Below are 23661 nucleotides of genomic sequence, written 5' to 3'. Positions count from 1 at the left end.
ATAACCTAAAATTTATTTAATCTTAACATTGTCTTAATTATTCTGAGAGATAGTGCGTATTAGTCGCAATTATTGAATAAATCTCAATGTAGAATGATTTTATCATTTTGCCTTCAAGCATCAACAAAAGGAGAAAAACGATGAAAGTTATTTTAAAAAACTTATCAGCTGTTCTCATGAGTACCTTGCTAATTTCTTCAGGCGTCCTTCAAGCTACGATAGTGGAGCAAGAGGTGGGCGAGCCTCAAAAAGAGCACGTTGTGGTAGGATCTCGTCCCTTTCCTTTAGCAGACCACATCGCCCTTCAAGAAAAGCGTGCGGCTGAAGATGGAGATGAAAATGAAATGGAGTTTGAAGAGAATGACAGTGCTTGTGGACCGCAAGTTGACGAAGAAGGAAACGAGCTGCTAGCTAAGTTTTTCCCCTTTACAACCAAAAATTTAGCCACCCATCATCCTGGTGTTTATCAGAATCCATTAAGTGTTTCTCCTTTAGGAGATACCGTTGGATTGAGCGATGGCTCGATGTGGGTAATTCAAAAAAGCGATCGGCATAAAACGTCTAATTGGTTGACAAGCGATCAAGTTATAATTAAGCCCAATCACAACTGGTTTTCCGTTTACCAATATAAATTGGTTAACCTCAACACGAAAAAAAGTGTGGCGGCAAATTTGGCCGTAGGGCCACGTTACAATGGCGTTAATGCGCACTGGATTGTTGCAATCGACTATTCCAACCGCCAAGTTTGCCTAGAAGATGGCACTGTTTGGAAAATGAAAAAATCCGATCGTGTAGCCATAAATAAATGGATTGTGAATGACACGGTGATTATCGGTGTGAATGATGGGTATTTTTCAAGCAAGAAAAACCCAAATATTCTAATTAACGTCAATGTATTTAACTACGCGCGCGGCGCAGTGATATTCTAAAGACGGTAGGTGGAAGACCCATTCAAATAAAAAACCGCTAAAATAATCGTAATAATAAATATAGGAAAATTATGTGTGATACAGTCATTTTTACTTCTCACCCCTTTGTTTATAGTTGTAGAGAAAATGGTGAGGGAAGAATCTTAACGCGAGAACTTTCCACAAAAGCTAAAGTGGCAATCCTGGCTATTACCATCCTTTCCTCTCCTTTTGTTTTTTTTGTGGGGGCCATTCCGATATTTTTTCTTTTATGTGCTGTATGCAGAGCCCGGCAACCGGGCTTTGTGCGTACTCCTCGTGTACAACCTATCCAGAGTAGGCCAGTAAGAACAGATGAAAGTCGAAGCCGTTTTGCACGAAATGCTGCTCAATTAAGTGGGGCAGTTTGGCGCTTCGGTTCAGTCTTCGTGAGGGAGATCCCTAGAAGAAGTTTTGGTTCAGGCCATGGACGTTCTACAAGAAGCGAGAATTGGGGAGAGAGAGGTCGGCCTGCGCGGGGAAATTTTCCGAGTCATGTTCCTGTAGGAGAGCGATCTACAGGGGTTCCTTTCCAAGGACAAACAAGGGAGAGAAGCCTGCCTGCGCGGGGAAATTTTCCGGGCCATGTTCCTGTAGGAGAGCGATCTACAGGGGTCCCTTTCCAAGAAGAAACAAGGGAGAGAGGCCTGCCTGCGCGGGGAAATTTTCCGGGCCATGTTCCTGTAGGAGAGCGATCTACAGGGGTCCCTTTCCAAGGAGAAACAAGAGGGAGCGGTGTACCAGCCCCTGCTGATAATACGCAAAAAAAACGCGAGAAAATGAGAAGGATGGCGCAAAACGTATTTCAATAGGAACGCGTTCTTAGTCGCTTTAAAAATAATAAAAAAACTAACTAGAGATTAATGATGAAATTTGAAAAACATTTATTTATTTTTACACAATTGTTATGTGTCTGTGCAAGTGCATGGGCAGGGCAAGATAAGCCAAATGAAGAGCCGCAAGAAGAGCGTGTGCATCTGCCCATTGGAGAGCGTGCAGAGCCTCATGCAGAAAGAGTGATAGCCAAAGAGGCCCGTCATGAAGTTTCAGAAGAAAGTGAAGAGACGGAAGAGGTACGAGTGAAAGAGGTCCTACTTACCTCCGCCAGTATACGTCAAGAGATAAGCTTTGGGGATGTTAAGGATCCTCGCTTTCTAGCTTCTTCCAAATTGCCTAAGTTTATAGGTTATTGCACAACTCACCAAGGGGTATATCGGCATCCTTATGTGGTTTCTTTTGACGGTGGAGAGGTGGAACTAAATGATGGTTCCATTTGGTTAGTCTGCTCTTCCGATCGTTATAAAACTTTAAATTGGTTAACTTCTGATAGAATTATTGTAACGCCTAATAGCAATTTCTTTTCGAGTTATGATTATAGTCTCGTGAATCTAGATACAAATGTGATTGTCCCAGTCAATCTTTTTGCAGGGCCCCTCTATCGTGGAATTTATACCTATTTTATCTCCGATATCGACTATGTGAATAGCATTGTTTATCTTAACGACGGCTCTTCTTGGAAAGTTTGCTGGTTAGATTCGTTCATTTTTGACAAATGGTTAATTAACGACACCCTCATTTTAGGGGTGAATAACGATCCTCTTTGCGTCCATCCAAATATTTTACTAAACGTGAACAGAATAGAGGATGCCGGTGCCACTTGCTTGAACTAGCAAAGCAGGGGGAGATGAATCCTTTAAATAAGGCCAAGTTACCCTAAGCGAGCGTTTCCTGCACGGAGTGTTAAGAATTCTGCTTCTGTCCCGCAGAGAAACCCCACCACCAAGAGAAGACAGGGTGGACAGGTGGCCATGGGGTTCCTAGCTTTGATAGAGGAAGGGATGTTCTGCCATCTGGTTTGCCAGGTAGGATGACCCTCTTGGTATGGTGGCATCCCTATTGCTATTCATCCCTCAACGTTTTGTTTCTTGAAGGTATCTTGCCTAGCAAGCTAGAAGGAGAGGCCTTGCTAAGGTTCTAAAGTGGATAAGCTCTCTAATTAGAGAACTGCCGTTAATTAGGTCATTATTTTAAAACATTGGCAAGATTAGAGGGGATTCTAAAAACACTCCAACAATTCGTTTTAAGAAGGCTTGCCTCAAGATTGTCCATGCTCATCTTCTTGTAGTTCCGGAGGAGGATCTTGCTTGGGATTTTGCAAATTTAAGGTTTCCATGGTATGTCTCAATCCCGCTGCGCCACGCCGTTGAAGCGGCGTGCCAAATAGTTTTTCCGGATTCTGCTCAATTTTTTCCATATCTTCAAAAGATAGATAAGCGCCCATGCCCTGTTGGGGGGAAAATTCGGGCAAGGGGGAAGTTTTTGGCCTAACATTGTGGGGACAAACGTCCTGGCAAACATCACATCCAAAAACATAACCTGGATTTTTATGGCGAATTTCTTCGGGGATTTCTTTTTTAGATTCAATCAGGTGATAAGATAAACATTTTGTCGCATTTAAAATATAGGGCGCTTCAAATGCCTGAGTAGGGCACGCCTCCAAGCATCGGCGACAGGTGCCGCAGCGTGGTAAGCGAAGATTTAAAGTTTTTTCTCGAAACTCAAGCGTGGTAAAAAGGCCTGAAAGGAGCAGAAAAGTGCCAAAGCGGCGATGAATTAACAAGGTGTTTTTCCCGAACCAACCGAGCCCAGCTTGTACAGCAAGAGCTTTTTCAAGCACAGGGGAAGAATCGCTAAAGCCTTTGGCAATATGGCTTTGTCCTGAACGATTCTCAAGCCAAAGGATGAATTTTTTTAATCTTTTCCGATGAAGGTGATGATAATCTCTTCCTCGGGCGTAGGAGGCGACGACCCCCGCATCGTTGCGAAACTGGACTTTCTCTTGTTTATAATGGGTGACGAAGATGATGGCTGTTTTTGCGCCTGGAAAGAAGTGTTGAGGTTCGCAGCGCAGGAGATTCTCCATGTATTGCAAATCCCCTTGATAATGATTAGCGAGCCAAGCGGTATAGGCTTTTATATCGTCAGGAGGAATTTGCGCCTCTGTAATTCCTACATCATCCCAACCTAAACGCAATGCTTCTGTTTGGACTTCTTCAAAAGTAATTTCTGGTGTCATTTAAGCTTTTTTAGTTCCCAAGGTGCGGGAAACAAAAAATTCAATCCATTTTTGGTTGCGATCTGTTTTAGGGCCTTGATTTCCATTGGCGACCTCATGTAAATTTTCAATGGCAATAAATGCCGAAGGATCTTCTCGATAAATTAACTCTTTAAGTTCTGCCAGTTGAAGCCGTTCCACAATGACATACAAAATTTCTCTGGCATCTCCAGAGTATCCTCCACGCCCGTACATAATGGTTAATCCTAAGCCGAGTTCATGGATAATGGCTTGTGCAATGGCATTGGAATATTTTGAGATAATCAACATGGACTTGGTTTCATCTAATCCTACGATGACTGAATCCATCACTTTACTTGCCACCATATAGGTGATCAGAGAAAGGAGAGGAGAGTGCCAATCTTGGAAAGCAATTCCTGCCCCTCCAAAGATAAAAATATTGCACACGAGCACCACTTGCCCAACCGTAAATCCCGTTTTTTTATTGATGATCAAGCCGAGGATTTCTGTGCCATCCAAGCAACCTCCGTAACGGATAATTAAGCCAATTCCAATTCCTAAAATAGCTCCACCGATGACTACCACTTCCACTGAATCTCCATGAAATTCAACGTGCAAGACGGATTCAATAAAGACAACACATCCTATAAAAAGAATCACAGCATACAGCATATGAATTAAAAATCCCTTCCCTATATGCTTGTAAGCGAGATATAGAAAGGGGAGATTGAAGATAAATAGAAAGAGTGGAAACAGGCTTTGCTTGAACATGTACCCGAAAATCATCGCAACGCCGACGATGCCGCCGTCAATTAAATTGCTGGGAATTAGGAAAACCGAAATAGAAAAAGCGGCTAGAAAAGCTCCGATAGCCATAAAGACATAATCCAAAACATGGCTGGAGAAAGGCTTAGAGGAAGCAACTGATGAATCTTTCATGACGAATATCCGGGAAAAACTGTGAATGAAGCATATAATGAAGCATACAGTGTACTGAATCAAGGGAGGTTTTGTACAGCAAAAAAGTGCGAAAAGGCCATTTATATTGAGAAGGAAATTTACTTCTTAAGACATTGGCAACAAATAGATTGAGTGAAAAAATGGGCGTAATGACAAAATCCGCTTGCACGGAAATGGCAAAAACAGTAAAGTTAGTGCTTATTTCGCAAGGGCGTATAGCTCAGTTGGTAGAGCTCCTGTCTTACACACAGGCGGTCATAGGTTCGAGTCCTGTTGCGCCCATTCTTTAATAATACTCTGCGGGAGTAGTTCAATCGGTTAGAGCACCGGCTTGTCACGCCGGAAGTTGAGGGTTCGAGTCCCTTCTCTCGCGTTTTTCCTTATCTCACTATCAAGCCTTTTCATGAGTAGTTCTAAAGCTATTCTTTTCATTGTCTATACTCTAGTTAGTTCAGTTTGTTTTAGCTAAGGGGTTTGTCATTTTTTGAAAAAAAGAGGTCGGTTTTTAGGGCCTTTAAGCTTTTTATGAGGGGTTTATAGGGTGAGCCTTTCAAAATGTTCACGATGAGCGGTGAGGTGACGATGATCAGTTAGCTCTCCTACGTGTACAGGGACAGCGGTTAAGTAACCTTGCTGAAGGAGGGAGATGTCGGAATCGGCTTCTTCTTCAAATTTCGCTAATTTAGCTCCCAGCCAATAATAAGAATGCCCTTGATTGGGATGTTCTCGTTTATCCGGATTTTCGATCCAATATTCCTTTCCTTGACGCGTTAACTTGATTCCTTTAATTTCCTGGAAGTGCTTTGAAGGAAAGTTAACATTTAAAAAGGTGCCGCTAGGAAGCGGATGCTGCAGAATATGTTGAACGATTAAAGGGACATATTGTTCTGCAAGTGAGTAAGCGGGATCGTGAGAATCATAACAAGAAAAAGCAATTCCAGGAATGTTACGCATAATTCCTTCAATCACCCCACCGATTGTTCCGCTATAAAGGACATTGCGCCCTGCATTTGTTCCGCGATTGATACCAGACAAAATTAAATCAGGGGCCCGATCTAAAATGACATTCAAACCCAACTTGACGCAATCGGCAGGGGTTCCCGACACGCTCCACACAGGGATATTTGTAGGCCAGGTAATTTTTTCAATATGTAAAGGGCTACGCACTGTAATGGAAAGACCTACAGCGGATTGTTCAGCTGACGGCGCAACAACCGCTACATCGGCAAATGAGGAAATTGCTTGCCATAAATGCTTAATTCCTGGAGCGTGAATTCCATCATCATTAGTCACTAGAATAAAAGGTCGGTTAGATTGACTCATAAATATAAACCGTTTTTTATGAAGAAATAATAGGAGAATAAGAAACATCTTGTCAAGGAGGAGAATGTGAACTTCAACCAGAATGAAAGACTCGATCCGCGTGTATCACTGGCCCAAGAAAGAACGTCCCTTGCTATGGAACAGACTCGCCTTGCAAACCAGCGCACCTTTTTGTCATGGATAAGAACAGGCTTAGCGGGGGTTGGGGGAGGAATTGGAGTGGTGCGTTTGCTTACTTTTGAAAATCCCCTCCATGCGCACACGGCAAGAATAGTGGGAATTATCCTCATCCTTTGGGGGATTTTAATTTTTATCCTATCCTTAATTGAATATAAACAAAACACTTCTAAGCTTAATCTTTCTTATCAAGGAGGGATTTCTATCCAAACGTTTTGTATCCTGACTTTCACTTTAGCGGTTTTATCGGTAGCCTTACTGTTTATTATTTAGCAAGTGTTCCAGGGATGGATCTCGCACAAACACGCGGCTTGCAATTTGAATGATTGGGCGAAAGCCCATCAAAGCATTGCACACATAGACTTGGGCATTTACGGGAATTTCTTCTAATCGATAGGCTCCATATTGAATTTTCCAATCTTTTTTCACGACCATCTTTTCAATACTTTGCAAACCGACACCATACAACAAAGGTAATTCAGGAGAAGGGGTATAAAGAGTTTTTTCATGCATCCAAAAAATGTTTGAAAAAGCTGTTTCGAGAAGTTCATTTTTGGAAGACAAAATGAGCATATCGTCAACTCCTTGAACTAACGCCATATGCTTTACGGCTAATTGATCGAGATAAGAGAGCGTTTTGTAGCGAGCAAAAGGGCGTAAGATAGGTTCGGGGAAAAGGCCTAAAGAAAGAGGCTGGAATGGGGGGGCTTCATAAGGAGCTAAAGTCATTAAGACTTTGCCTTGCCGATAATGAAGCATTAAGGGAGTCGTATCTCCTCCTGTAATGATAATTTTTAGCTTCCACAAGCCAGTTTCAGCTTGATTAAGAAAGATAAGCTTTTGAATAGCTTTTGTGCAAATTGAGGCGAAAGAAATATTTAAGGCTTCTGCACTTTTTTTTAAACGTTCGAAGTGTAAGGAGAGGTGTGTTGCCTCCCCGTTTAAGAGGCGGATGGAGGTGAAAAAACCATCTCCATATAAAAATGAGCGTTCCTTAGCTGTAAATAAAGGGGCGTCGGCTGGGTAAAATTGTCCGTTAAAATAAATGGCCTTATACATACGCGAGTTTAGGCTCTGGCTTTTTTTGGTATTTTAATTTTAAAGGAGGGAAGCTCTCCTCTTGGAAGCGAGCGAGAGCTCTCAGTTTATTGGATCCTTCTTTAAATATTTTAATTATATCTAAAAGTTTAGAAGATTCTCTTTTAGCCTCTTCATGAACTAAAATGTCTACATCTAAACAGCCTAGGATATTTTCTGCAGCTGAGGTGATAGTCCAATTGAAATTGAAGGTAAAGAGCCTAAGGGATTGGTTGATTTTATGGCACTCTTTGTCATCAGGATTTATTTTAGGATACACGCCATATTGTAAGGGAATGGTGACGCCATAATGATGAGGGCCAACGGTTAAATGAAAACTTCGGATAATCTCATGGGTATCTCGCATTAAAAATTCATGCGAGCCATCTCTCAAGGCGTTAAGATATGTTTTATGAATGTCAGAAGTATAACCCATACAGCTGACTGTACAAAGCTGCAGAGGTTTATAAGCAGGGATAAGGAGGCGTAAAAGGGCATTTTCTGCGTGACGTAGGGTTGATTTCATTCGATCGACATAGATGTCGAGGTCATTTCCCTCTTTAGTCTCTTTATCAAGGAAGCTAAAAATTTCATCGGTAGAGAAAGTGCTTAGATGCTTAAATGCAGGAATTTCTGTAAAAGCCTTTTGGATATTTTTTAAAAGTTCTTCTTTTAAAAGGTGGAATTTTTCTTGAATCCTTTCAGGAATTTGATAGGCGATAATTTTGCTAATCCTATCCCAATTGGTTGGAGAGGACAAAAGGGCTTTTTGGATGCTTCTTAAAACCTCAGGCTGCGCTTGAGCAAAAAAGAGAAAGATACCGACCTGTTTGGCAACTTCAATTTCCCCCAACCCTTGTTCTGTAGCAATAGCTAAGAGGAGCTTTGTAAATAAGGCTTCTTTTGTCAGAGGGGTATCCGCCTTAAGGATATATTTTCCGTTTAAATAAACCTCTGCAATTGTTTGATTAGCCTCTAGAGGACTTAGCGCGCGCACGATTTCACTTGCCGGTATTTTGTATGTCGATTCCCATTTAGCTTCACTCCAATAAAATGAGCTGGAGATATTCCAATCGAGGAGAAATTTTATTAGCTTTAAATTACTCTCATCAAAAAAAGTGGGCAAATCTTGACTTTTTTTATGTTTTGTTAGCTCCTTTAATTTTTTTAAATCGTAGATTAAGGGCAGAAGAGGGCGAAGCTGCTCAATTTTATGATAGAGAGAAGTTTGCGCCATAGGGGCAAGCAGAAGTTTTAACTGCTCTGCTAATTGATGAAGAGCGTCATCTGAGTTGATAGGGTTGGTAGGTTTTTTGTACTTTTCTAATTTTGTTGAAGCATGTGCGACATTTTCCATGAGACCCTGCAAGGGATAAAGAAAGCACTCTTCTTGAAACAAATTAAAAGATAACGCCTCCTCTTCCCCTTCTAACTTTGCTTTCCAAAAGTTTTTTATTTTTTTATCTAAATATTTAGACCCTTTTCCTTTTTCTTCTACTCGCGGGGAAATAAGGGGATTGGTAGAAAATGTGCGAGTGCCTGCTTTGAATACCTTGTAGGTTGTTTTTGGCCCGCTGCTCATTTCTTTGATGTCATTTATTGACAAGGAGGAGGTAGGCTCGCAAACTTCGTTTGATTCTGAATTTGGTATTTTGAGTTTCGGTATCCCTATACGAGGAGAGATTGTTGAGGAAGAAGAGGGAAGGGAGGCAGATGCGGATATAGAGCTTCCCCTGCTTTTTTTGAGGAGGAGTGAAGCTGGAGGGGGAGGGTGTGATTCAAATTGCGTAATAAGACGTTTAACGTCCCCCGGCGGGGTGGAAAAAGTCATAATCCTTCTCAAAAGTTAAATCTTAAAAAAAAATTAAAAAAGATAAGGGCGTTTCCACCCTAAAGCATTTTAAACAAACGGGATTTGATGTATATAGGCAATCTTATTTTTAAGGGGATGATTTACTTAAATTTTTTTTGAGTTCTATTATTTAAAGAGGGGCTTTACAAAAAATTACTTTCCTCCATAGTCTATAAAAAGATCGTCAAACCTAGTAAAGGGAACGCATGAGGTTAAGTCTATGTTAATTAGAAGCTTAAGTCTTTCGCTTAGAGGGGGTAAAAGTTGTGTTTATTTTTTTATTTTTATCTTCCTTCTTAAAGGCTTATGGCGACACGTCGACCTGGTTCAAAGAATTTAAAGCCGGCTTTTTTCTTATGAAGGTTTAAGTGAAGCCTTGAATATGAAGGACGTTTCACAAAGTCAATGGAAGCCCATCTATCAATCTCTTAGGGAGAGAAAGCCGCGAATGGCAACTCAAATCAAAAATATAGCCAATCAAATGAGGCCTAATCCTTTGGTAAATCCCTTTGATTCAAGTCGGGCAGTTTGTATCCTTCTGCAGGTTTTACTTACCGGGTACAACGATATAATGCTTGCTTTAAATGTCGCAACTCCTGTAAGTCCCGTGGTAATTCGTTCAAGCTTTGAATACATCAAGGGACCTCATGCAGCTAGGTTGAAGGCCTGTTTAGCTAGCCGGAGGGAATCCCAGCTTTATAGTAAGGTTAGTTTTATCTAAAATTAAGGAGAGAAGAATGAAGCTTTTATACTATGTGCTTTCATTGTGTTTGGGAGCTTTGGCATTTACGGTGCCTGTCGAAGTTATGGCTGTTGAACCATCAGTAGACGATTGCTCAAAAGAGCTTTTGCTTTCCTATTTTCCTGAACCTTTTGTAAGTGCAACGTTAAAAAAATTCAAGGTACCCGAAAAGGAATGGGCTGGAATTGTAGCAGAGCTCAAGCAGCAAGACAAAGAAGTGATCAAGCTTGTAGAAAGTAAAGCTGCAGCTATGAATCCAAACCCGTTAAGAGACCCGAGCGATCGTCAGATGGCCGTGAAGCTTTTTAGAGAAACGCTTATCGGCGTTTTTTCAACTGTTTTGAAGCAACATGACATTCAAGATGCAAGGCAAATTCAAGCCATGCTAGATGATATTCAGCAGCAAAAAGCCCGAAAATTTGCAGCATGCATGAAAAAATCAAATTTCTTAAATGAGAATGAGGAAGATGACAAGGCCGAGAAAGAAGAAAAGAAAGAAGAGGATAAAAATGTGTCTTCCACGCTAACTGCTCCAGCTGGAAATAAAAAGCTTTAACTTCTATTCTCTTGCAGCTGCAAGTCTATTTGGCTTGCAGCTAGGCTCTTGACCTGAAGGTCATTCACTGGTAAACAGTTTTTTTGCTATTTTCCGTCAAAAAAGCTTGCCACGCCAGTCAAATTCCCCCCACGGTTCTAGCCTTTTTCAAAGCTGTTTTCGCTAAAATATTCTCGCCCTTTACGGATAGGCTTTCCAAATAGCCATGCAGGAAGGATGTAAACACAAAAACCATACAAGGCATCTATAGCTGAAAAAAAGAGAAGATCTGTTAAGATCCAGCTAGGTTGAATTTGAATGTTTTTCTCAAGCATGCGAACAAGTAGTAGTAAAATAATAGAAGTGACCGAAGAAAAAAAGAAAGTCATTAATGGAAGAGTGCTCAGGCTATCCGCAAAAAAATGGCGTTTAAAACGAAATAAAACCCCTGTGGCGCAGACATAAGCAAAAGCGTGTAAGCCGAGACGAGAGTGTGAGGAAAGCAGGTCGATAATTAATCCGCATAGACAAGCACTCCATAAACAGGTGGGCAGTTTTTTTTTATAAAAAAGGACAATTAAAAAAGGAGAAAAAAATAAAATGCGCAAAGCTGGGAAAAATACAGGAGTGATGAGAGTAAAAAGCAAAGCCACTAAAAAAACAGCTGGAAGATTTTTAGAAGAGAGATTCATGGTGCCGCTTAATAAGCCCCTTTAGAAGTAAAAATAGCAGGGATCGTTTTAGCAATAAGTTTAAGGTCGAGAATAATCGAGTGATCCTCAACGTATTTTTGATCCAACATAATTCGGGTGTCATAGGAGACATCATTGCGGCCTGAAACTTGCCAAGGGCCTGTGATTCCTGGACGTAGGCGTAAAATATCTGCCGCCTTAATGCCGTAGTGTTTTGCAATCTCATCTTGGACAACGGGGCGAGGGCCGACCACGCTTAAATCTCCTTTTAAGACATTCCAAAATTGAGGGAATTCATCCAGAGACGTTTTGCGTAAAAAAGATCCTAAGGGAGTTACACGTGGATCGTCTTTGAGTTTATGGGTTTGGTTCCATTCCTCCTGTGTTTTGGGACAGATAACAAGCATTTCCTTTAAGCGAGCTTCTGCATCAGGATACATGGTGCGAAATTTGTAGCATTTAAAAGGTTTCCCCCCTCTACCAATGCGCTCATGGGAGAAAAAGATAGGACCTTTTGAAGATAGCTTAATGCTAATTGCAATGATGAGAAACAAAGGAAAACAAAAAAGAAGGGCAAATAGACTAAAAAAAATATCAAAGGTTCTTTTTATAGGGTTATGCTTAACCTGTACTTCAAATTTTTTAGATAGGCTGCTCATCGGATATCAAGGGTTAATGACATTGAAAAGATTTACTTATCATCAAGCGATATATCGAAACATTAATAAACGGGCAACAAAAAAATATATTTATGAGCAAATGGTTGGGCAAATTTTTTGGACAAGCTTATGCAATAAATTTGTTTTTAAAGGCAACTTTTCAAGTTTGGCCAGGGCGCTTTTAACATGCTCGCTAGCCAGTAGTTGTGCTTTCTCAACTCCTAAAAGGGTAGCATAGGTGGTTTTATTATTTTTAAGATCAGAAGCGACCGAGCCTCCGTGTTTGGCATGGCTCGAAGTGATGTCTAAAATGTCATCAAGAATTTGAAAGGCAAGTCCTACTTCATTTCCAAATTGTTGTAAAAGATGGCGTTCAGTTAGCGAACAATTCGAAAGAATGGCCCCAAATTCAATGGCACACGTAATTAAAGCACCTGTTTTTGTTTGATGGATCTTTTGAAGGTTTGCTAATGTTAGTGTTTGATTAACAGCAGAGATATCCATGATTTGTCCTGCGATCATCCCATGTCCACCCGCACTTTTAGCTAGCAGTGAAACCAGTTCAACGATTTGAGAAGCTGTCAAATGGGACGAAGAACATACCACTTCAAAAGCATAAGTAAGCAAAAAATCTCCGGTTAAAATCGCATGTCCTTCAGGGAAAACTTTGTGTAAGGAAGGCTTGCCTCTTCTAAAATCATCGTTATCCATCGAAGGTAGGTCATCGTGGATCAAAGAGTAAGTATGAATAAGCTCTAATGCACACGCAGGTTGAATCGCTGAAATAAAAGTGCCTGTCAATGCTTGCGTAACAGCTAAGGTTAAAAGCGGGCGAATACGTTTACCGCCTCCTAATAAAGAATAGCGAGCCGCATCAAAAAGCTGTTGGTAAGAGGTATGGGTTTCAGGTAAAAGTTTATCTAAGCAATCTTCAATATGTTGCAAAGCTTCTTGCTGAAATTCCTCCACACAAATTTTCTCTCGATGTTTAAGACAGCAGGTTGAGATTGGCTGAAGCATGATCCTCGAGGGGTGGAATTTTTGAATCTAAAAAGGTTCTGGGTTGTTCAGCTAAAGCTTGTAGCCGACCGATACTAATATAGTCAAATCCTTTTTTTGACATATCTTCCGGATGATATTGGTTCCGTCCATCAAAAAAGGCGTTACCCTTCATGACTTTTAAAATGGTTTTAAAGTCGAGAAAGCGAAACTGTTTCCATTCCGTAATTAAAGCAATCGCATCAGCTCCTTGAGCCGTTTCTTGTTCACTTGAGCAGAAATGGACAGCTTCATGTGTCCCAAAGATTTTGCGCCCATTTTCAAGAGCTACGGGGTCAAAGACGCGTACTTGAGCTCCTTCAGCAAGAAGATGCTCGATCAATTTAATGGAAGGCGCTTCGCGCATATCATCTGTTTCGGGTTTAAAAGCGAGGCCCCATACGGCAATGGTTTTCCCTCTGAGCCCTTGTTCCTCTTTTTGAGCAAAATAAGCGCAGATTTTTTCACCTAACGTCCTTTTTTGACGTTCATTGACAGAAAAAACGGCCTCTAGCAAGGGGGTAGGATATCTCAACGATTTGGCATGGGCACAGAGTGCACGGATATCTTTTGGAAAACAAGAACCTCCAAAGCCAGCGCCGGCATAGAGAAAATTGTAACCAATCCTTTTATCTGCCCCGATTCCTTTGCGAATTTTATTGATATCTGCCCCTGTAAGCTCACAGAATCCCGCTAATTCATTCATAAAGGAGATGCGCGTGGCTAACATGGCATTGGCCGCGTATTTAGTCAGTTCAGCGGAGGGAACATCCATAATAATTAAACGGTCGTGACTTAACATAAAAGGAGAGTAGATTTCCCGCATGATTTCGCTCACGCGCTCATTATCCGTTCCAATGATAACGCGATCGGGCTTCATAAAATCATGAATAGCATCTCCCTCTTTTAAAAATTCGGGATTAGAGACGAGATCGAATTCAATTTTTACCTGACGTTCCTCTAACACTTCTTGGATTAAAGAAGAAAGCTCCTTTGCTGTTCCTACAGGAACCGTAGATTTACTCACAATAATTCGATATTCCTGCATATGTTGTGCTAAGGAACGCGCCACATTTTTGACATATGTAAGATTTGCTTTTCCATCTGGTGAAACAGGTGTATCCACACAGATGAAGCACACCAGCGCAGAGGCAACTGCACGAGCATAGTCAGTGGTAAACTGCAAGCGGCCAGCTTTCACGTTTCGTTTAACCATTTCTTCCAATCCAGGTTCATAAATCGGAATTACCCCTTGATTCAGACGATCAATCTTCTGGTGGTCGATATCCAAACATAACACGTGGTGTCCCATTTCAGCAAGACACGTGCCTGTGACTAATCCCACATATCCGGTGCCAATTATTAATAAATCCATACAATTCTTTTGTGATTAGGAGTCTAAAGTTAGGATGTTTGACTCTTGATTTCTAGCACCTTTAACTTAACTAGCATCCTATTTCTGCAAAAAATCGTATTCTTGCCCGAAATGGGTGAGAACAAAAATCCTAACTACAGTTTAGTAAAAAGGAAACGATAACACAATTGAGCAAAATAACAAATGGTTAAATTCTAAAGAAAAACTAAACTTTAAATTATGTAACGATTTTATAAGGGGCGGCGGTTATACTCTTTAAAACTCTAAAGAAGGCCAAAAACTTTTTTTGCCCGATGTGTCTGGGCGTTTCATGCCAATAGTTAAGTAGAGAGCAAGCCGATCGTCATCTTCTTTATGTCGATAAGCAAGCTGGACATGCCAGCATGAGCGAATAATAGTATTAAGGTCGATCTCAAATTCATTATAAGAAGGCTCCTTCATGCGGTGCCAGCCATGGCGCGATTGAAATTCCACCGACCAGCAAGGATGAAAACGATAGAAAAGGTGCAATAAAAGAGTATCGCGGCGATCAGAAAGGGAGGAATTCTTTAAAGAAGCTTCCTTATGAAAAGAATCGAGAATAAAATTGGCGTGGTTAACTTTCCTCCAATGGCAAGCGCTGCGGTGCCGATATTCGCACGCAAAGGCCACATTTTGATTAATGGTCCAATCAGTGTGAAAATTAAATTCATCTAATTGCTGACGTTCAAAGTCCCAAGAAGTGACTAAGATATGGCGGAGAGTTTCAAAGGAAGTGCATCGAATTTGAGCATAAACTTTAGGAATAGTTTTAGAGAGTGTGGGAGTATTAAAAAAAGCATAAGCGTATAAATCGGCAAAAATAGGACGTTGCAGGCCCCCTCTTTTTTCTTTGCAATATAAGCTCTGGTTAATTCCAAAACGCAACATGTTGAGGCGGTACCAACCATCATCAATATCAAAAATATAATGATCGTTCGGCGATACTGTAGGGCTTGTCAAATAACGATATTGCGCATACGGTTGTATGATATGCTTGAAATTTTCGTACAAACGTTCAAATTTTGTATGAGTATTAAATCCAAAATTTCCAAATGTCAGCAATTTATCATCTTTTTGGGGGCTATTGCCGTAATATATTAATTTACCTCCTATCTCAGGGCTTATATTAAAAATACCCACTTTCCAAGAACGGTAGAACCGTTGAGTGTAAGCGGCGCGGCTTGAGTGGTAATTGGGGGCATTCCATTTATTAGGTGTGGCGTAGACAAAATCCAGATAGGAGGCTGTAAAATGGATATCAGTGATGACGCCTGCGGGGCTTATTAAAAAAGGTCTCCAACTTGTTTCAATGGCAGGCAATTCTTGCTTCAACGTTTGAAAGCCATTAAGCCGCACAATCGTGAAAAAATTTGTAATCCACCGTTCGTGTTGCCTTCGGACATGTAACTTGGTGCGTAAAGCGGTTTCTAATTCCAGGCTTTTATCTTGGTAATCGGCTGCCATCTCTTTGTCGCTAAGCTTATCATATGTCAGATCAATCGTGACTTTATCGTCTAATACAGAAGTGCGGTAAACGCCTTGAAAGCGGTAGCGTATTTTTTCACTGGGATGCAGAAGAGAGGAATCCCTGGCAAGATAACTGATTGATTGAAATTGGGTGCGATGATCAGGAGAGCGGTAATACGTTTCAAAACCTGCTCCAGGCCCACGCCGAATACGGTAATCTACTCGGAAAAATGTTTTAAAGTTGTTCCAAGAAAACACTTCATAAGTCATGCCAATACGAGGACCCTGTCTTCCGCCCCACCGCACATTATAGCGAATAGGATTGTCCAGAATTGTATTTAAGTTTATCTTAAAAGTGGGAAGCCAAAACAGAGGCATTTTTACAAAAGAAAAATAGACATTTTTGGCGGATACATTGCGTTGATCTGTTAAAGAAGCCTCATCTGAAGAAATTTGCCATTCAGGCGTGTAATTTTCCGAAGTGGTTACAAACCCCTGATGGATTATATAGCTGCCATCTGAGCATAGTTCAATTTTTTTACCTCCTAAATACCACGGTTCTATGCCTGTTCTTGCTCCGTAAATCACCCCCGAATTTGTTTGAAAATCAAACTCTAAGTGAGATCCCACAAAAACATAATCGCCAAGCTCTAGCATGACAGAGTCTTTAGCGTTTAAAAAGCAAATCGTTTTTTTTTTAGTATAGGTAATTTCTTTCGCTTGAATACGAATGTCGCGTCCTTGAATAATGCCACCTTGATCTGTGTGCAAAACTCCATCGGAAAAAGAAGGGGAGCGTAAATCAACCGTGATTCTTTGCTCAAAAAGCTCATTGGTTAATTTCTCCTCTTTTTCGGCAAATAAGCAATTTCCTGACAGGAAGACAAATAAACCTACTAAAAAAGGGTAGATTTTTAACCATTTGAAGTTTTTAAGGTGGCATCGCAAATAAGTACACATGGATAGGAGTATCATCTTATTGTATAGACCTTAATAGAAGCCCGGCAAGAGCGTATTTATTACTTGGATTGCCATTTTGTATTGCTTCTAAGAGGACTTGGATTCCTTCATTGTTTTGAGAGCGCGCTAAAGCTTCAAAAGAATCAATCAGCAGACGAGAAGTTTCATGGGGGGTTAGATGATAACGCGACGAGGGAATATCTGAACGTGTTTCCCAAGGAAGAAAAGGGCGGAAACGGATCAATTCTTTGCCTTTTTGCTCAAGGATCCATTTTTTTAAATTTTCTTCGTAAGGTCCGTCTATTTTCAATTTATAAAGGACTAAGTTACAATAATTTCGAATCAGGGGAGCGCCAGCTTTTTGCTGATATTTCTTAAGGATTTCAATCGCTTTAGGGGTTTGTAAATTTTCCAATAAATTAACTAAGCAAGGGATTAAGTCGTTTTGCTCTTTTTCAAAAATCCACGCTGCAATTTCAAGAAAATCATTTTCAGGTAATTCCAAGGTTTCTATTAAAACCTGTTCACGCATGGCGATCGATAATTCATAAGCGATAGGATGATTGGCAAGATTGTGATGGGCAGAAGGGACGATTTTCCAATAAGATAAAGACAATCCGGGAGAGTGAGTTTTGACAAAAGCTAAATCGCGAGAATCTTGTAGCAAAATATCGGCTAGAAAAGGTAAGCAGCGTCTATCTCTTTGGCGAAGTAAGCTTAAACAAGCATTTAATTTGACTACAGGCGAGCCAGATTTTGAGAGCTCGTAAAGGGTAGATCCATATCCCTTAATATTTCCCAGAAGAGTTAGAGCATACGGGTTGTGGTTTTTTGCGGCTTTTATAATCCCTTCGCAGGCTTCTTGATGCCCCAATTCATATAGAGCATTTAAAGCTGCTAACCGGATAAAAATAGCCCCAGACTGTGAAAGTTTCTCTAAAAGAGGGGCGGCTTGCTCATCTTTTAGTAAACCCAAAACATAGGCGCATATTTCTTGTTGATGCGCATCGTGGTGTGAGGCTAGTACACGGATTTGAGGTAAAAAGTCATCTCGGCCAGCTTTAGCTACACACTGAATGGCAGAAAGGCGAGTCTCTCGATCGGGTGAAGTCATGAGCTTACGGATCATTTGAAAGGCCTCTGAGCTGCCCACAAGAGCGAATAACTGAGGAAATAGGAGTTGCAGGGTATTAGGCACTTTATACATCAAGGATTCAATTTGAGAGACGGCTTGTGGATGCTTTTTTTTGGCTAGTTGAAAAGCCGCCTCTAGACGGATTAATAACTCGCTTGAAAGCATGGCATGCATCAAAGCCTCATCGGCTTCATCGTCAAAAGAATTTGCTAACAAGTTTAGGCTGATTAATTGCAGCATGGGATTAGGACTTTTTAGCCCTTCTTCAAGGACATATAATGTTTTATCATTTGCCGCTATTCCGGCTCCAAACATAGTGAGAAGTTGGGTTTCGGGATCCCGCGTCCGTAGACCTTGATCTAAAAGAATCAATCCCACTTGCTCAAGTAGCTCAAAATCATGCTTCCCTGTTTGAGCACAAAGGTTGGAATAAAGATTTAAGGCTTGCTGTGTATTTCCCCTTTGCATAAAGTATAACACTTGTTTTTTATGCGCAGATTCCGTTTGGGCATAAGAAGTTAAAGGTAAAAATAAATGACTAAGGCTCAAAAAACAGGTAAAAAGTAGAGACAGACGATATTTCACAAATACTCCCACAAGTTGATCCCCACCCTTGCTAATAAATTTTTCACTGTTTGAATAGGTAATCCTAACACGTTATAATAGCACCCTTCAATCGAGCGAATAATCAGGCTTCCACTTTGCTGAATGGCATAGCCGGCAGCCTTATCTTCCCACAAGATCTTTTCATGATATAAATGGATTTCCTCGAGGGTTAAGGAATTGAACAAGACATGAGTTTTTGCGTAGTCAGAGTATTGTTCTTCTCCCTGCCTGACGGTTACTCCTGTGTAAACTTGATGCCATTGACCTGCTAAGTATTGTAATATGGATGTGGCTTCTTCTTTATTTTTTGGCTTGCCATACACTTTTCCGTCTTTATAGACGATCGTATCGGCGGTTAAAATAATAGCGTTTGGAAATTTTTGAGCTAAACTCGCAGCTTTACCTTGTGAAATGGCGCACACATACTCTTCGGGGTTATCTAAAAAAGGGATGGATGCTTCATCGAAAGCTGGGACAACCTGCTCAAAAGGGATCGAAAAATACTCCAGGATTTCTTTGCGTCTGGGAGATTGGGAACCTAAAATTAAGCGGGTCATCGGAGATCCTAAATTTAACAAATAAAAATTTGAGGAAATACAATAAGTTTCATATGCTCTTCTTCTATAGAAGGACAATATTCTTTAAACTTATGTTGGAGGAGCCGTTCATATTCTGCTAATTCTGCAAGAGTCAGGGTTTCTTGGGGTAAAAACATCCCCACATACTCTTTTTGTTGATAATGGACTTCGCACAGCGTGCCATCTTGAGGCCTGGATTCAATCATCACTTGTTTCCAGGCATGACTTTGATTAAGTAACAACCTTAATTCAGCATGTAAACGATACCCGACGAACACTTTAACAAGAATGCTTTTTTCAATTTCTGTGTGCATGCATCACCTTTTCATTTTGAGAAGTCGCAATGTTTAATGAGATCGTTCTTTAGAGTCTAAGCGCCAAGCGAGTTAAAAGTCGAGCGTTAAAACTCCTGCTGGGGCCAAAAGCGACTGAAGCTCAATAAGAAAAGCCCCTAGTTAAGCTTAACCAGTTAGGGGGGCATAAGGATTAGGGAGGAAAAATTTCTTTTAAACGAAGTTCGGCTCCTTCTTGTTGTATTTTTTTGTGCTGCACATAGATACGTCGCAGGCGGGAGCGATCATCAAATTGGAGGATAAACTCTAGCCATCCTTCATTAAAGTAATAAGAAAAAAGGGAATTTTTAAGAAATTTATCTTTTTTGTATGCCAATTCAAAGGCTGCTTCGGCTTCTTCGCGGGGCATATATTTTTTGAGCCTTTTGGGAGAACAATTGGGATCGATAAGCCGTTCAATAAGCTGGTCGAAAGTTAAAAAATTAGAAAAAGAAATCCCTAGAGCTTGGGCAATATCTTCGGGAAGAGAAACCGGATAGCGAAACCGCATTAAAAGGCGACAAAATCCTTCAAATAGATTATGAGACATAGTAAAAAAGTTATTTCTATGATTCTTAATAGAATTGAAGTAAAACTAAGTGTTAAACATCACTTTAGCAAATATAAAAAAAATAAGCAATAAATAAAGGGGAAGACAGAGTTTTGCCAGGCTAATCTTTGTTCTTGTTTTCGGGGAAGGGAGTTTGTTAGATTGAAGAATAAATATTTCTCAATGCGCTTAACTCCTAAATTACACGTGTACTTATTTATGCAAGCCATATTTTTAGATTTAGAGACTACAGGACTAGATTGGACTAAGCATGTGGTCATTGACATTGCTTTCAAGGTGGTAGATTTATCCAAAAATCAAATTCGAACGTCTTTTCAAAAGCTAATTAAGCATCCTCCTGAGATTTGGGAGAAAACGGATCCCATAAGCTTAGAGATTAATGGTTATACGCGAGAACAAGTAGAGGGGGGGGATGCTTCTGGGCAGATCCGCGAGGAGATTATTGCACTTTTTACTCAGCTAGGAATCATAAGAGGGCAGGCGATTTTTATCTGCCAAAATCCGAGTTTTGATCGTCCCTTTTTTAATCAATTAGTTGATACCTATACCCAAGAGCAGCTGAATTGGCCCTATCATTGGCTGGATTTAGCTTCCATGTATTGGACTAAAAGGATTGAGCTTTGGCGGGCAATCAAGGAAAGTATTCCTCAAACGATGAGTTTATCGAAAGATGCGATTGCGAACTTTTATCATTTGCCCCCCGAAGATTCTCCTCATCGAGCTATGAATGGCGTTAATCACTTATTATTATGCTATCAAGCCCTTTTTGGGGTTAAGTTTGCTTTTTGAATGAAAAGAAGCCCTGGTGCTTGGTGGCGATTGATCCAAGTTTGATAGCTGCAGCTCCATTCTTGAGGTTGAAGCCCCCGGACAAAACTTAAAATAGCTTGTTCTTCCCTTTTGCCTTCTGCATGTCCAGGATAACAGGTAAGGCTAATGGCTCCTCCTGGAGTAATTATAGAAAGGGCTGCTTGTAAACTTAGAAGAGTGGTATTGACACAGGTGGTCAGCGACTTGTCGCCGTTTGGTAAATAGCCAAGATTATAGACAATCAATTTAACTACGTGAGGGGCTTGGACGGGAAAAGTAGAATGGCAGGCACAATGTAAGTGAATGCGTTGCATTTGGTTTGCAGAAAATTCTTTTGCTAGCCTTTCTTGGGTATTTTTAATGGCTTGTGATTGCACGTCCATTCCGATCACCTTTCCTGAAGGGGAATTGAGGACTAGTTTAGCTAACACGAGGGTGTCATGTCCATTTCCACAGGTCGCATCGATCACGGTGTCTCCTGGTTGTACAAGCTTTTTCCAGTAGTGATGGGCCACATCCAAATGAGATTGAAAAAGAGGGTACGAGGTAAACATAAATATAAGCGAATAAAGCTTGGGTTATTTGCTACAGTCTATCAAATAGAGGATTTTAAGGAAAATACCGCGCAAATTAGGTAAATAGGGTAAATTTAAATCAGTTTTCTTTCTTAGATTTTTCCTTAATTTTAAGAGATGCCAGGGCGATGGGCAGGGAAAATAAGAGAGTTTACTTCTCTGATATAGCTTTGCACTTGTCTTGAAAGCTGATCGTGAGATAAAAATCGTTGCGGTATCCCAAGGTGCGAGTAAAAAGCTCGCTTATATTTTCTTCAAATTGTTTAAGAAATGTCCCTTGTTCCTCTTCAGGCATAAAAGGCAAGTCAGCAGTTAAATAGATCTGATTGTTTTTAATTTGCACGTACATGGGAATCGTGTGATGAGGAAAGGCTTGTTTCCAATAAAGATGCAAATATTCTTCAATGAGGGTTTGCTCCACTTCAAGGGCATTTTTGCCTGAGCGAATCACGTAGGTTTTACGTCGCGAGGAAATAAACAACTGGAAGAAAATAGCACAGCCAATCAAAGCAAAAATGGAGCCGGCCGAAAAGATAACCCAGGTCCCATCCGTCATAAAATGAAGAACTTCCATACGCATTTTGGGAAAAAAAGAAATAAGAAGGCAGGCGATTCCCACTAAAAGAAAGAAAAGGGCTAAAACAAAATTCATCAAAAAATAGAAGAGATTTCCCATACGCTCTAATTAAAACTCATCGTTATATTCGTCTTCTAAGCTGGATTCTAGGGGCAGGGGCGCAGTAGGGCCGAGAGTTTTTTTCATTTGAGCAGGTGAGACAATATTTTTAAAAACGACGTGCACGCGTGAGACATGCAGGCCTGTCATTTTGGTGATCTCTTCTGCAATTTTAGTTTGAATTTCCTCTGCTTTGTTGGGAATGGAAATTCCGTAGCAAATATTAACTTCGACCTTAATATCGACGGTGTGAGTTTTGTTATCTTGCTCCGAATAGATCCCTTTAACTCCCCCTTCTACGTTTCCTCGCCCCAAAATGCTATCAATAAAGTTTCCTTCTACAAGGTTGATTCCTTCCACTTTAGCTAAGCATTGTAGAACAATCCCTTGAAAAACACGATTCTCAATATCTCGGACAAAAACAGTTTCAGGTATTTCAAATTCTTTAGTATCTACTTTGCGAGTTTTTTCTTCTCCCATATCTGGCAAGCTCCTTAAACAAATCGATGCTATTGTTTTTCACTCTATCACGCCTAGGTAATAAAATAAACGATCTTTTGCATTTTACAATCATTTTGTGGAAATAAGGAGACCTCCAGGATCAGGTTGACTTTTCCTCAGAATCCCCGTATAATAAATCCTTGTTAAAAATGAACTGAACAAGGCTTAGTTATTACTGTAAGGTAGTTTGTGAATTTTTTTACTTCACTTATTTTTTTAATTATAGTGGGAAGTCTAGCTTCGCAATACGCGAAGGCAAAAGGACGTGACCCGCTCAGATGGTTCGTTATAGGGATGCTATTCAGTCTTTTTGGATTGTTGGTTTTATTTCTTTTACCAGATCTTTCGGGAAAGAACGAGGTGAGACCCAAACAAAATCCTAATTTTGTAGATTCAGAGGAAGAACTATTAGAATTGCGCCCCGTAGAATGGAGCAAGGAATGGTATTATGTAAATACTGGTAAACAATCCGTGGGCCCTGTTTCTATGTCTACACTTGTAAAACTTTGGAAAGCCGGCCAAATTCAACTGGCTACTTTAGTTTGGAGCGAGGGAATGGATGGATGGAAAAAAATCGAAGACTTACGGTCACTAAAGACTTGCCTAGATAAAGACTAAACAAACGAGAAAAGCTTAGCGACTAGTCTAAGCTTTTTATCCATTTTGCGAATTACCAGCTGGACTTAGTCACTCCAGGAAGTAATCCAGCTAGAGCCATTTCTCGGAAAGTAAGACGAGACAATTTGAACTTGCGAATATAACCGCGTGCTCGCCCAGTGAGTTGGCAACGGTTTCGGAGGCGAATAGGGGAAGAATCTCTAGGCATTTTATTGAGAGCTATGCGCGCATTTTCTCTTTCTTCTTCGCTGAGATTCATATTGTAAACTATATTCTTGAGCTCTTGTCTTTTTTCCCATTTAAGCTTGACAATACGCTCACGCCGTTTTTGCTTTTCGATAGATGACTTCTTGGCCAT

Annotated in this window: 25 protein-coding genes and 2 tRNA genes; 9 read left to right on the top strand and 18 right to left on the bottom strand. The window is 40.5% G+C overall.

The window, feature by feature from the left end; all coding sequences use genetic code 11:
• Positions 1 to 140 precede the first annotated feature (140 nt).
• From PARA125_RS07190 to PARA125_RS07180, 3 genes are all read left to right on the top strand, one after another.
• On the top strand, positions 141 to 929 hold the full coding sequence (locus PARA125_RS07190; protein ID WP_213158152.1) for a hypothetical protein: 789 nt from the start codon (positions 141 to 143) through the stop codon (positions 927 to 929).
• A gap of 71 nt (positions 930 to 1000) precedes the next feature.
• Entirely contained in the window at positions 1001 to 1759 is a 759-nt protein-coding gene (locus PARA125_RS07185; protein WP_213158151.1) for a hypothetical protein, read from the top strand.
• Between the two features lie 51 nt (positions 1760 to 1810).
• Positions 1811 to 2617, top strand: a complete 807-nt coding sequence (locus PARA125_RS07180; RefSeq protein WP_213158149.1) for a hypothetical protein — start codon at positions 1811 to 1813, stop codon at positions 2615 to 2617.
• Between the two features lie 425 nt (positions 2618 to 3042).
• On the opposite strand, the gene queG is transcribed toward PARA125_RS07180, so the two are convergent.
• Together queG and PARA125_RS07170 are read right to left on the bottom strand one after the other, a co-directional pair.
• On the bottom strand, positions 3043 to 4023 hold the full coding sequence (gene queG, locus PARA125_RS07175) for a tRNA epoxyqueuosine(34) reductase QueG (RefSeq protein WP_213158148.1): 981 nt from the start codon (positions 4021 to 4023) through the stop codon (positions 3043 to 3045).
• Entirely contained in the window at positions 4024 to 4962 is a 939-nt protein-coding gene (locus tag PARA125_RS07170; protein WP_213158147.1) for a YitT family protein, read from the bottom strand.
• 230 nt (positions 4963 to 5192) lie between these two features.
• Here PARA125_RS07170 and PARA125_RS07165 point away from each other — a divergent pair.
• Positions 5193 to 5265 (top strand) — tRNA-Val (locus PARA125_RS07165).
• Positions 5266 to 5282: 17 nt separating this feature from the next.
• A tRNA-Asp gene (locus PARA125_RS07160) sits at positions 5283 to 5356 on the top strand.
• Between the two features lie 161 nt (positions 5357 to 5517).
• On the opposite strand, the gene surE is transcribed toward PARA125_RS07160, so the two are convergent.
• Entirely contained in the window at positions 5518 to 6306 is a 789-nt protein-coding gene (gene surE, locus PARA125_RS07155) for a 5'/3'-nucleotidase SurE (RefSeq protein WP_213158146.1), read from the bottom strand.
• A gap of 66 nt (positions 6307 to 6372) precedes the next feature.
• Here surE and PARA125_RS07150 point away from each other — a divergent pair, with 66 nt between their 5' ends.
• Positions 6373 to 6756, top strand: coding sequence for a DUF202 domain-containing protein (locus PARA125_RS07150; RefSeq protein ID WP_349305699.1), 384 nt, complete (start codon positions 6373 to 6375; stop codon positions 6754 to 6756).
• On the opposite strand, the gene PARA125_RS07145 is transcribed toward PARA125_RS07150, so the two are convergent.
• Together PARA125_RS07145 and PARA125_RS07140 are read right to left on the bottom strand one after the other, a co-directional pair.
• The gene (locus PARA125_RS07145; RefSeq protein ID WP_213158145.1) at positions 6739 to 7542 is read right to left on the bottom strand and encodes an aminotransferase class IV; all 804 of its coding nucleotides are present in this window, start codon (positions 7540 to 7542) and stop codon (positions 6739 to 6741) included. The genes PARA125_RS07150 and PARA125_RS07145 overlap by 18 nt on opposite strands.
• Complete coding sequence (locus PARA125_RS07140; protein ID WP_213158144.1) at positions 7535 to 9391, bottom strand: hypothetical protein; 1857 nt, start codon at positions 9389 to 9391, stop codon at positions 7535 to 7537. The genes PARA125_RS07145 and PARA125_RS07140 overlap by 8 nt, the downstream gene beginning before the upstream one ends.
• A 758-nt stretch (positions 9392 to 10149) precedes the next feature.
• On the opposite strand from PARA125_RS07140, the gene PARA125_RS07135 reads away from it, so the two are divergent.
• Positions 10150 to 10710: a hypothetical protein gene (locus PARA125_RS07135; protein ID WP_213158143.1), complete on the top strand. Its 561-nt coding sequence runs from the start codon at positions 10150 to 10152 to the stop codon at positions 10708 to 10710.
• 137 nt (positions 10711 to 10847) lie between these two features.
• On the opposite strand, the gene PARA125_RS07130 is transcribed toward PARA125_RS07135, so the two are convergent.
• From PARA125_RS07130 to PARA125_RS07090, 9 genes are all read right to left on the bottom strand, one after another.
• Positions 10848 to 11381, bottom strand: coding sequence for a mreD (locus PARA125_RS07130; RefSeq protein WP_213158142.1), 534 nt, complete (start codon positions 11379 to 11381; stop codon positions 10848 to 10850).
• A gap of 8 nt (positions 11382 to 11389) precedes the next feature.
• Positions 11390 to 12040: a sugar transferase gene (locus PARA125_RS07125; RefSeq protein ID WP_213158140.1), complete on the bottom strand. Its 651-nt coding sequence runs from the start codon at positions 12038 to 12040 to the stop codon at positions 11390 to 11392.
• A gap of 90 nt (positions 12041 to 12130) precedes the next feature.
• Complete coding sequence (locus PARA125_RS07120; protein WP_249274253.1) at positions 12131 to 13060, bottom strand: polyprenyl synthetase family protein; 930 nt, start codon at positions 13058 to 13060, stop codon at positions 12131 to 12133.
• Entirely contained in the window at positions 13029 to 14453 is a 1425-nt protein-coding gene (locus PARA125_RS07115; RefSeq protein WP_213158139.1) for a UDP-glucose dehydrogenase family protein, read from the bottom strand. The genes PARA125_RS07120 and PARA125_RS07115 overlap by 32 nt, the downstream gene beginning before the upstream one ends.
• Before the next feature lie 255 nt (positions 14454 to 14708).
• Positions 14709 to 16901 (bottom strand): LPS-assembly protein LptD, encoded by a 2193-nt coding sequence (locus PARA125_RS07110; RefSeq protein WP_213158137.1) that lies wholly within the window; start codon positions 16899 to 16901, stop codon positions 14709 to 14711.
• Positions 16902 to 16917: 16 nt separating this feature from the next.
• Positions 16918 to 18621, bottom strand: coding sequence for a HEAT repeat domain-containing protein (locus PARA125_RS07105; protein WP_349305697.1), 1704 nt, complete (start codon positions 18619 to 18621; stop codon positions 16918 to 16920).
• Positions 18618 to 19199, bottom strand: coding sequence for a Maf family protein (locus PARA125_RS07100; protein ID WP_213158136.1), 582 nt, complete (start codon positions 19197 to 19199; stop codon positions 18618 to 18620). Before PARA125_RS07100 ends, PARA125_RS07105 begins: the two co-directional genes overlap by 4 nt.
• A gap of 14 nt (positions 19200 to 19213) precedes the next feature.
• Positions 19214 to 19534, bottom strand: coding sequence for a hypothetical protein (locus PARA125_RS07095; RefSeq protein ID WP_213158135.1), 321 nt, complete (start codon positions 19532 to 19534; stop codon positions 19214 to 19216).
• A 172-nt stretch (positions 19535 to 19706) separates the two neighbouring features.
• Entirely contained in the window at positions 19707 to 20102 is a 396-nt protein-coding gene (locus tag PARA125_RS07090; RefSeq protein ID WP_213158133.1) for a hypothetical protein, read from the bottom strand.
• Between the two features lie 162 nt (positions 20103 to 20264).
• Between PARA125_RS07090 and PARA125_RS07085 the strand changes: the two genes are divergently transcribed.
• Positions 20265 to 20912: a 3'-5' exonuclease gene (locus PARA125_RS07085; protein ID WP_249274252.1), complete on the top strand. Its 648-nt coding sequence runs from the start codon at positions 20265 to 20267 to the stop codon at positions 20910 to 20912.
• On the opposite strand, the gene mnmM is transcribed toward PARA125_RS07085, so the two are convergent.
• The 3 genes from mnmM to PARA125_RS07070 form a co-directional block, all read right to left on the bottom strand.
• On the bottom strand, positions 20879 to 21487 hold the full coding sequence (mnmM, locus tag PARA125_RS07080) for a tRNA 5-(aminomethyl)-2-thiouridylate-methyltransferase MnmM (RefSeq protein ID WP_213158131.1): 609 nt from the start codon (positions 21485 to 21487) through the stop codon (positions 20879 to 20881). The two genes, PARA125_RS07085 and mnmM, sit on opposite strands and share 34 nt — an antisense overlap.
• Before the next feature lie 172 nt (positions 21488 to 21659).
• Positions 21660 to 22184, bottom strand: coding sequence for an Asp23/Gls24 family envelope stress response protein (locus PARA125_RS07075; protein WP_213158129.1), 525 nt, complete (start codon positions 22182 to 22184; stop codon positions 21660 to 21662).
• Positions 22185 to 22193: 9 nt separating this feature from the next.
• Entirely contained in the window at positions 22194 to 22664 is a 471-nt protein-coding gene (locus tag PARA125_RS07070) for an Asp23/Gls24 family envelope stress response protein (protein ID WP_213158127.1), read from the bottom strand.
• 210 nt (positions 22665 to 22874) lie between these two features.
• Between PARA125_RS07070 and PARA125_RS10000 the strand changes: the two genes are divergently transcribed.
• On the top strand, positions 22875 to 23303 hold the full coding sequence (locus tag PARA125_RS10000; protein ID WP_213158126.1) for a DUF4339 domain-containing protein: 429 nt from the start codon (positions 22875 to 22877) through the stop codon (positions 23301 to 23303).
• 52 nt (positions 23304 to 23355) lie between these two features.
• On the opposite strand, the gene rpsN is transcribed toward PARA125_RS10000, so the two are convergent.
• Positions 23356 to 23661 (bottom strand): 30S ribosomal protein S14, encoded by a 306-nt coding sequence (gene rpsN, locus PARA125_RS07060; protein WP_213158124.1) that lies wholly within the window; start codon positions 23659 to 23661, stop codon positions 23356 to 23358.

Source organism: Parachlamydia sp. AcF125 (assembly GCF_018342475.1).
Classification (GTDB): domain Bacteria; phylum Chlamydiota; class Chlamydiia; order Chlamydiales; family Parachlamydiaceae; genus Parachlamydia.
The sequence above is the reverse complement of the archived record's forward strand: the minus strand, read 5'-3'. Positions and strand labels throughout refer to the sequence as shown.

Coding starts and splice junctions, on each gene's coding strand:
- PARA125_RS07190 (WP_213158152.1), top strand. CDS start 141: ATGAAAGTTATTTTAAAAAACTTATCAGCTGTTCTCATGAGTACCTTG.
- PARA125_RS07185 (WP_213158151.1), top strand. CDS start 1,001: ATGTGTGATACAGTCATTTTTACTTCTCACCCCTTTGTTTATAGTTGT.
- PARA125_RS07180 (WP_213158149.1), top strand. CDS start 1,811: ATGATGAAATTTGAAAAACATTTATTTATTTTTACACAATTGTTATGT.
- queG (WP_213158148.1), bottom strand. CDS start 4,023: ATGACACCAGAAATTACTTTTGAAGAAGTCCAAACAGAAGCATTGCGT.
- PARA125_RS07170 (WP_213158147.1), bottom strand. CDS start 4,962: ATGAAAGATTCATCAGTTGCTTCCTCTAAGCCTTTCTCCAGCCATGTT.
- surE (WP_213158146.1), bottom strand. CDS start 6,306: ATGAGTCAATCTAACCGACCTTTTATTCTAGTGACTAATGATGATGGA.
- PARA125_RS07145 (WP_213158145.1), bottom strand. CDS start 7,542: ATGTATAAGGCCATTTATTTTAACGGACAATTTTACCCAGCCGACGCC.
- PARA125_RS07140 (WP_213158144.1), bottom strand. CDS start 9,391: ATGACTTTTTCCACCCCGCCGGGGGACGTTAAACGTCTTATTACGCAA.
- PARA125_RS07135 (WP_213158143.1), top strand. CDS start 10,150: ATGAAGCTTTTATACTATGTGCTTTCATTGTGTTTGGGAGCTTTGGCA.
- PARA125_RS07130 (WP_213158142.1), bottom strand. CDS start 11,381: ATGAATCTCTCTTCTAAAAATCTTCCAGCTGTTTTTTTAGTGGCTTTG.
- PARA125_RS07125 (WP_213158140.1), bottom strand. CDS start 12,040: ATGAGCAGCCTATCTAAAAAATTTGAAGTACAGGTTAAGCATAACCCT.
- PARA125_RS07120 (WP_249274253.1), bottom strand. CDS start 13,060: ATGCTTCAGCCAATCTCAACCTGCTGTCTTAAACATCGAGAGAAAATT.
- PARA125_RS07115 (WP_213158139.1), bottom strand. CDS start 14,453: ATGGATTTATTAATAATTGGCACCGGATATGTGGGATTAGTCACAGGC.
- PARA125_RS07110 (WP_213158137.1), bottom strand. CDS start 16,901: ATGTGTACTTATTTGCGATGCCACCTTAAAAACTTCAAATGGTTAAAA.
- PARA125_RS07100 (WP_213158136.1), bottom strand. CDS start 19,199: ATGACCCGCTTAATTTTAGGTTCCCAATCTCCCAGACGCAAAGAAATC.
- PARA125_RS07095 (WP_213158135.1), bottom strand. CDS start 19,534: ATGCACACAGAAATTGAAAAAAGCATTCTTGTTAAAGTGTTCGTCGGG.
- PARA125_RS07090 (WP_213158133.1), bottom strand. CDS start 20,102: ATGTCTCATAATCTATTTGAAGGATTTTGTCGCCTTTTAATGCGGTTT.
- mnmM (WP_213158131.1), bottom strand. CDS start 21,487: ATGTTTACCTCGTACCCTCTTTTTCAATCTCATTTGGATGTGGCCCAT.
- PARA125_RS07075 (WP_213158129.1), bottom strand. CDS start 22,184: ATGGGAAATCTCTTCTATTTTTTGATGAATTTTGTTTTAGCCCTTTTC.
- PARA125_RS07070 (WP_213158127.1), bottom strand. CDS start 22,664: ATGGGAGAAGAAAAAACTCGCAAAGTAGATACTAAAGAATTTGAAATA.
- rpsN (WP_213158124.1), bottom strand. CDS start 23,661: ATGGCCAAGAAGTCATCTATCGAAAAGCAAAAACGGCGTGAGCGTATT.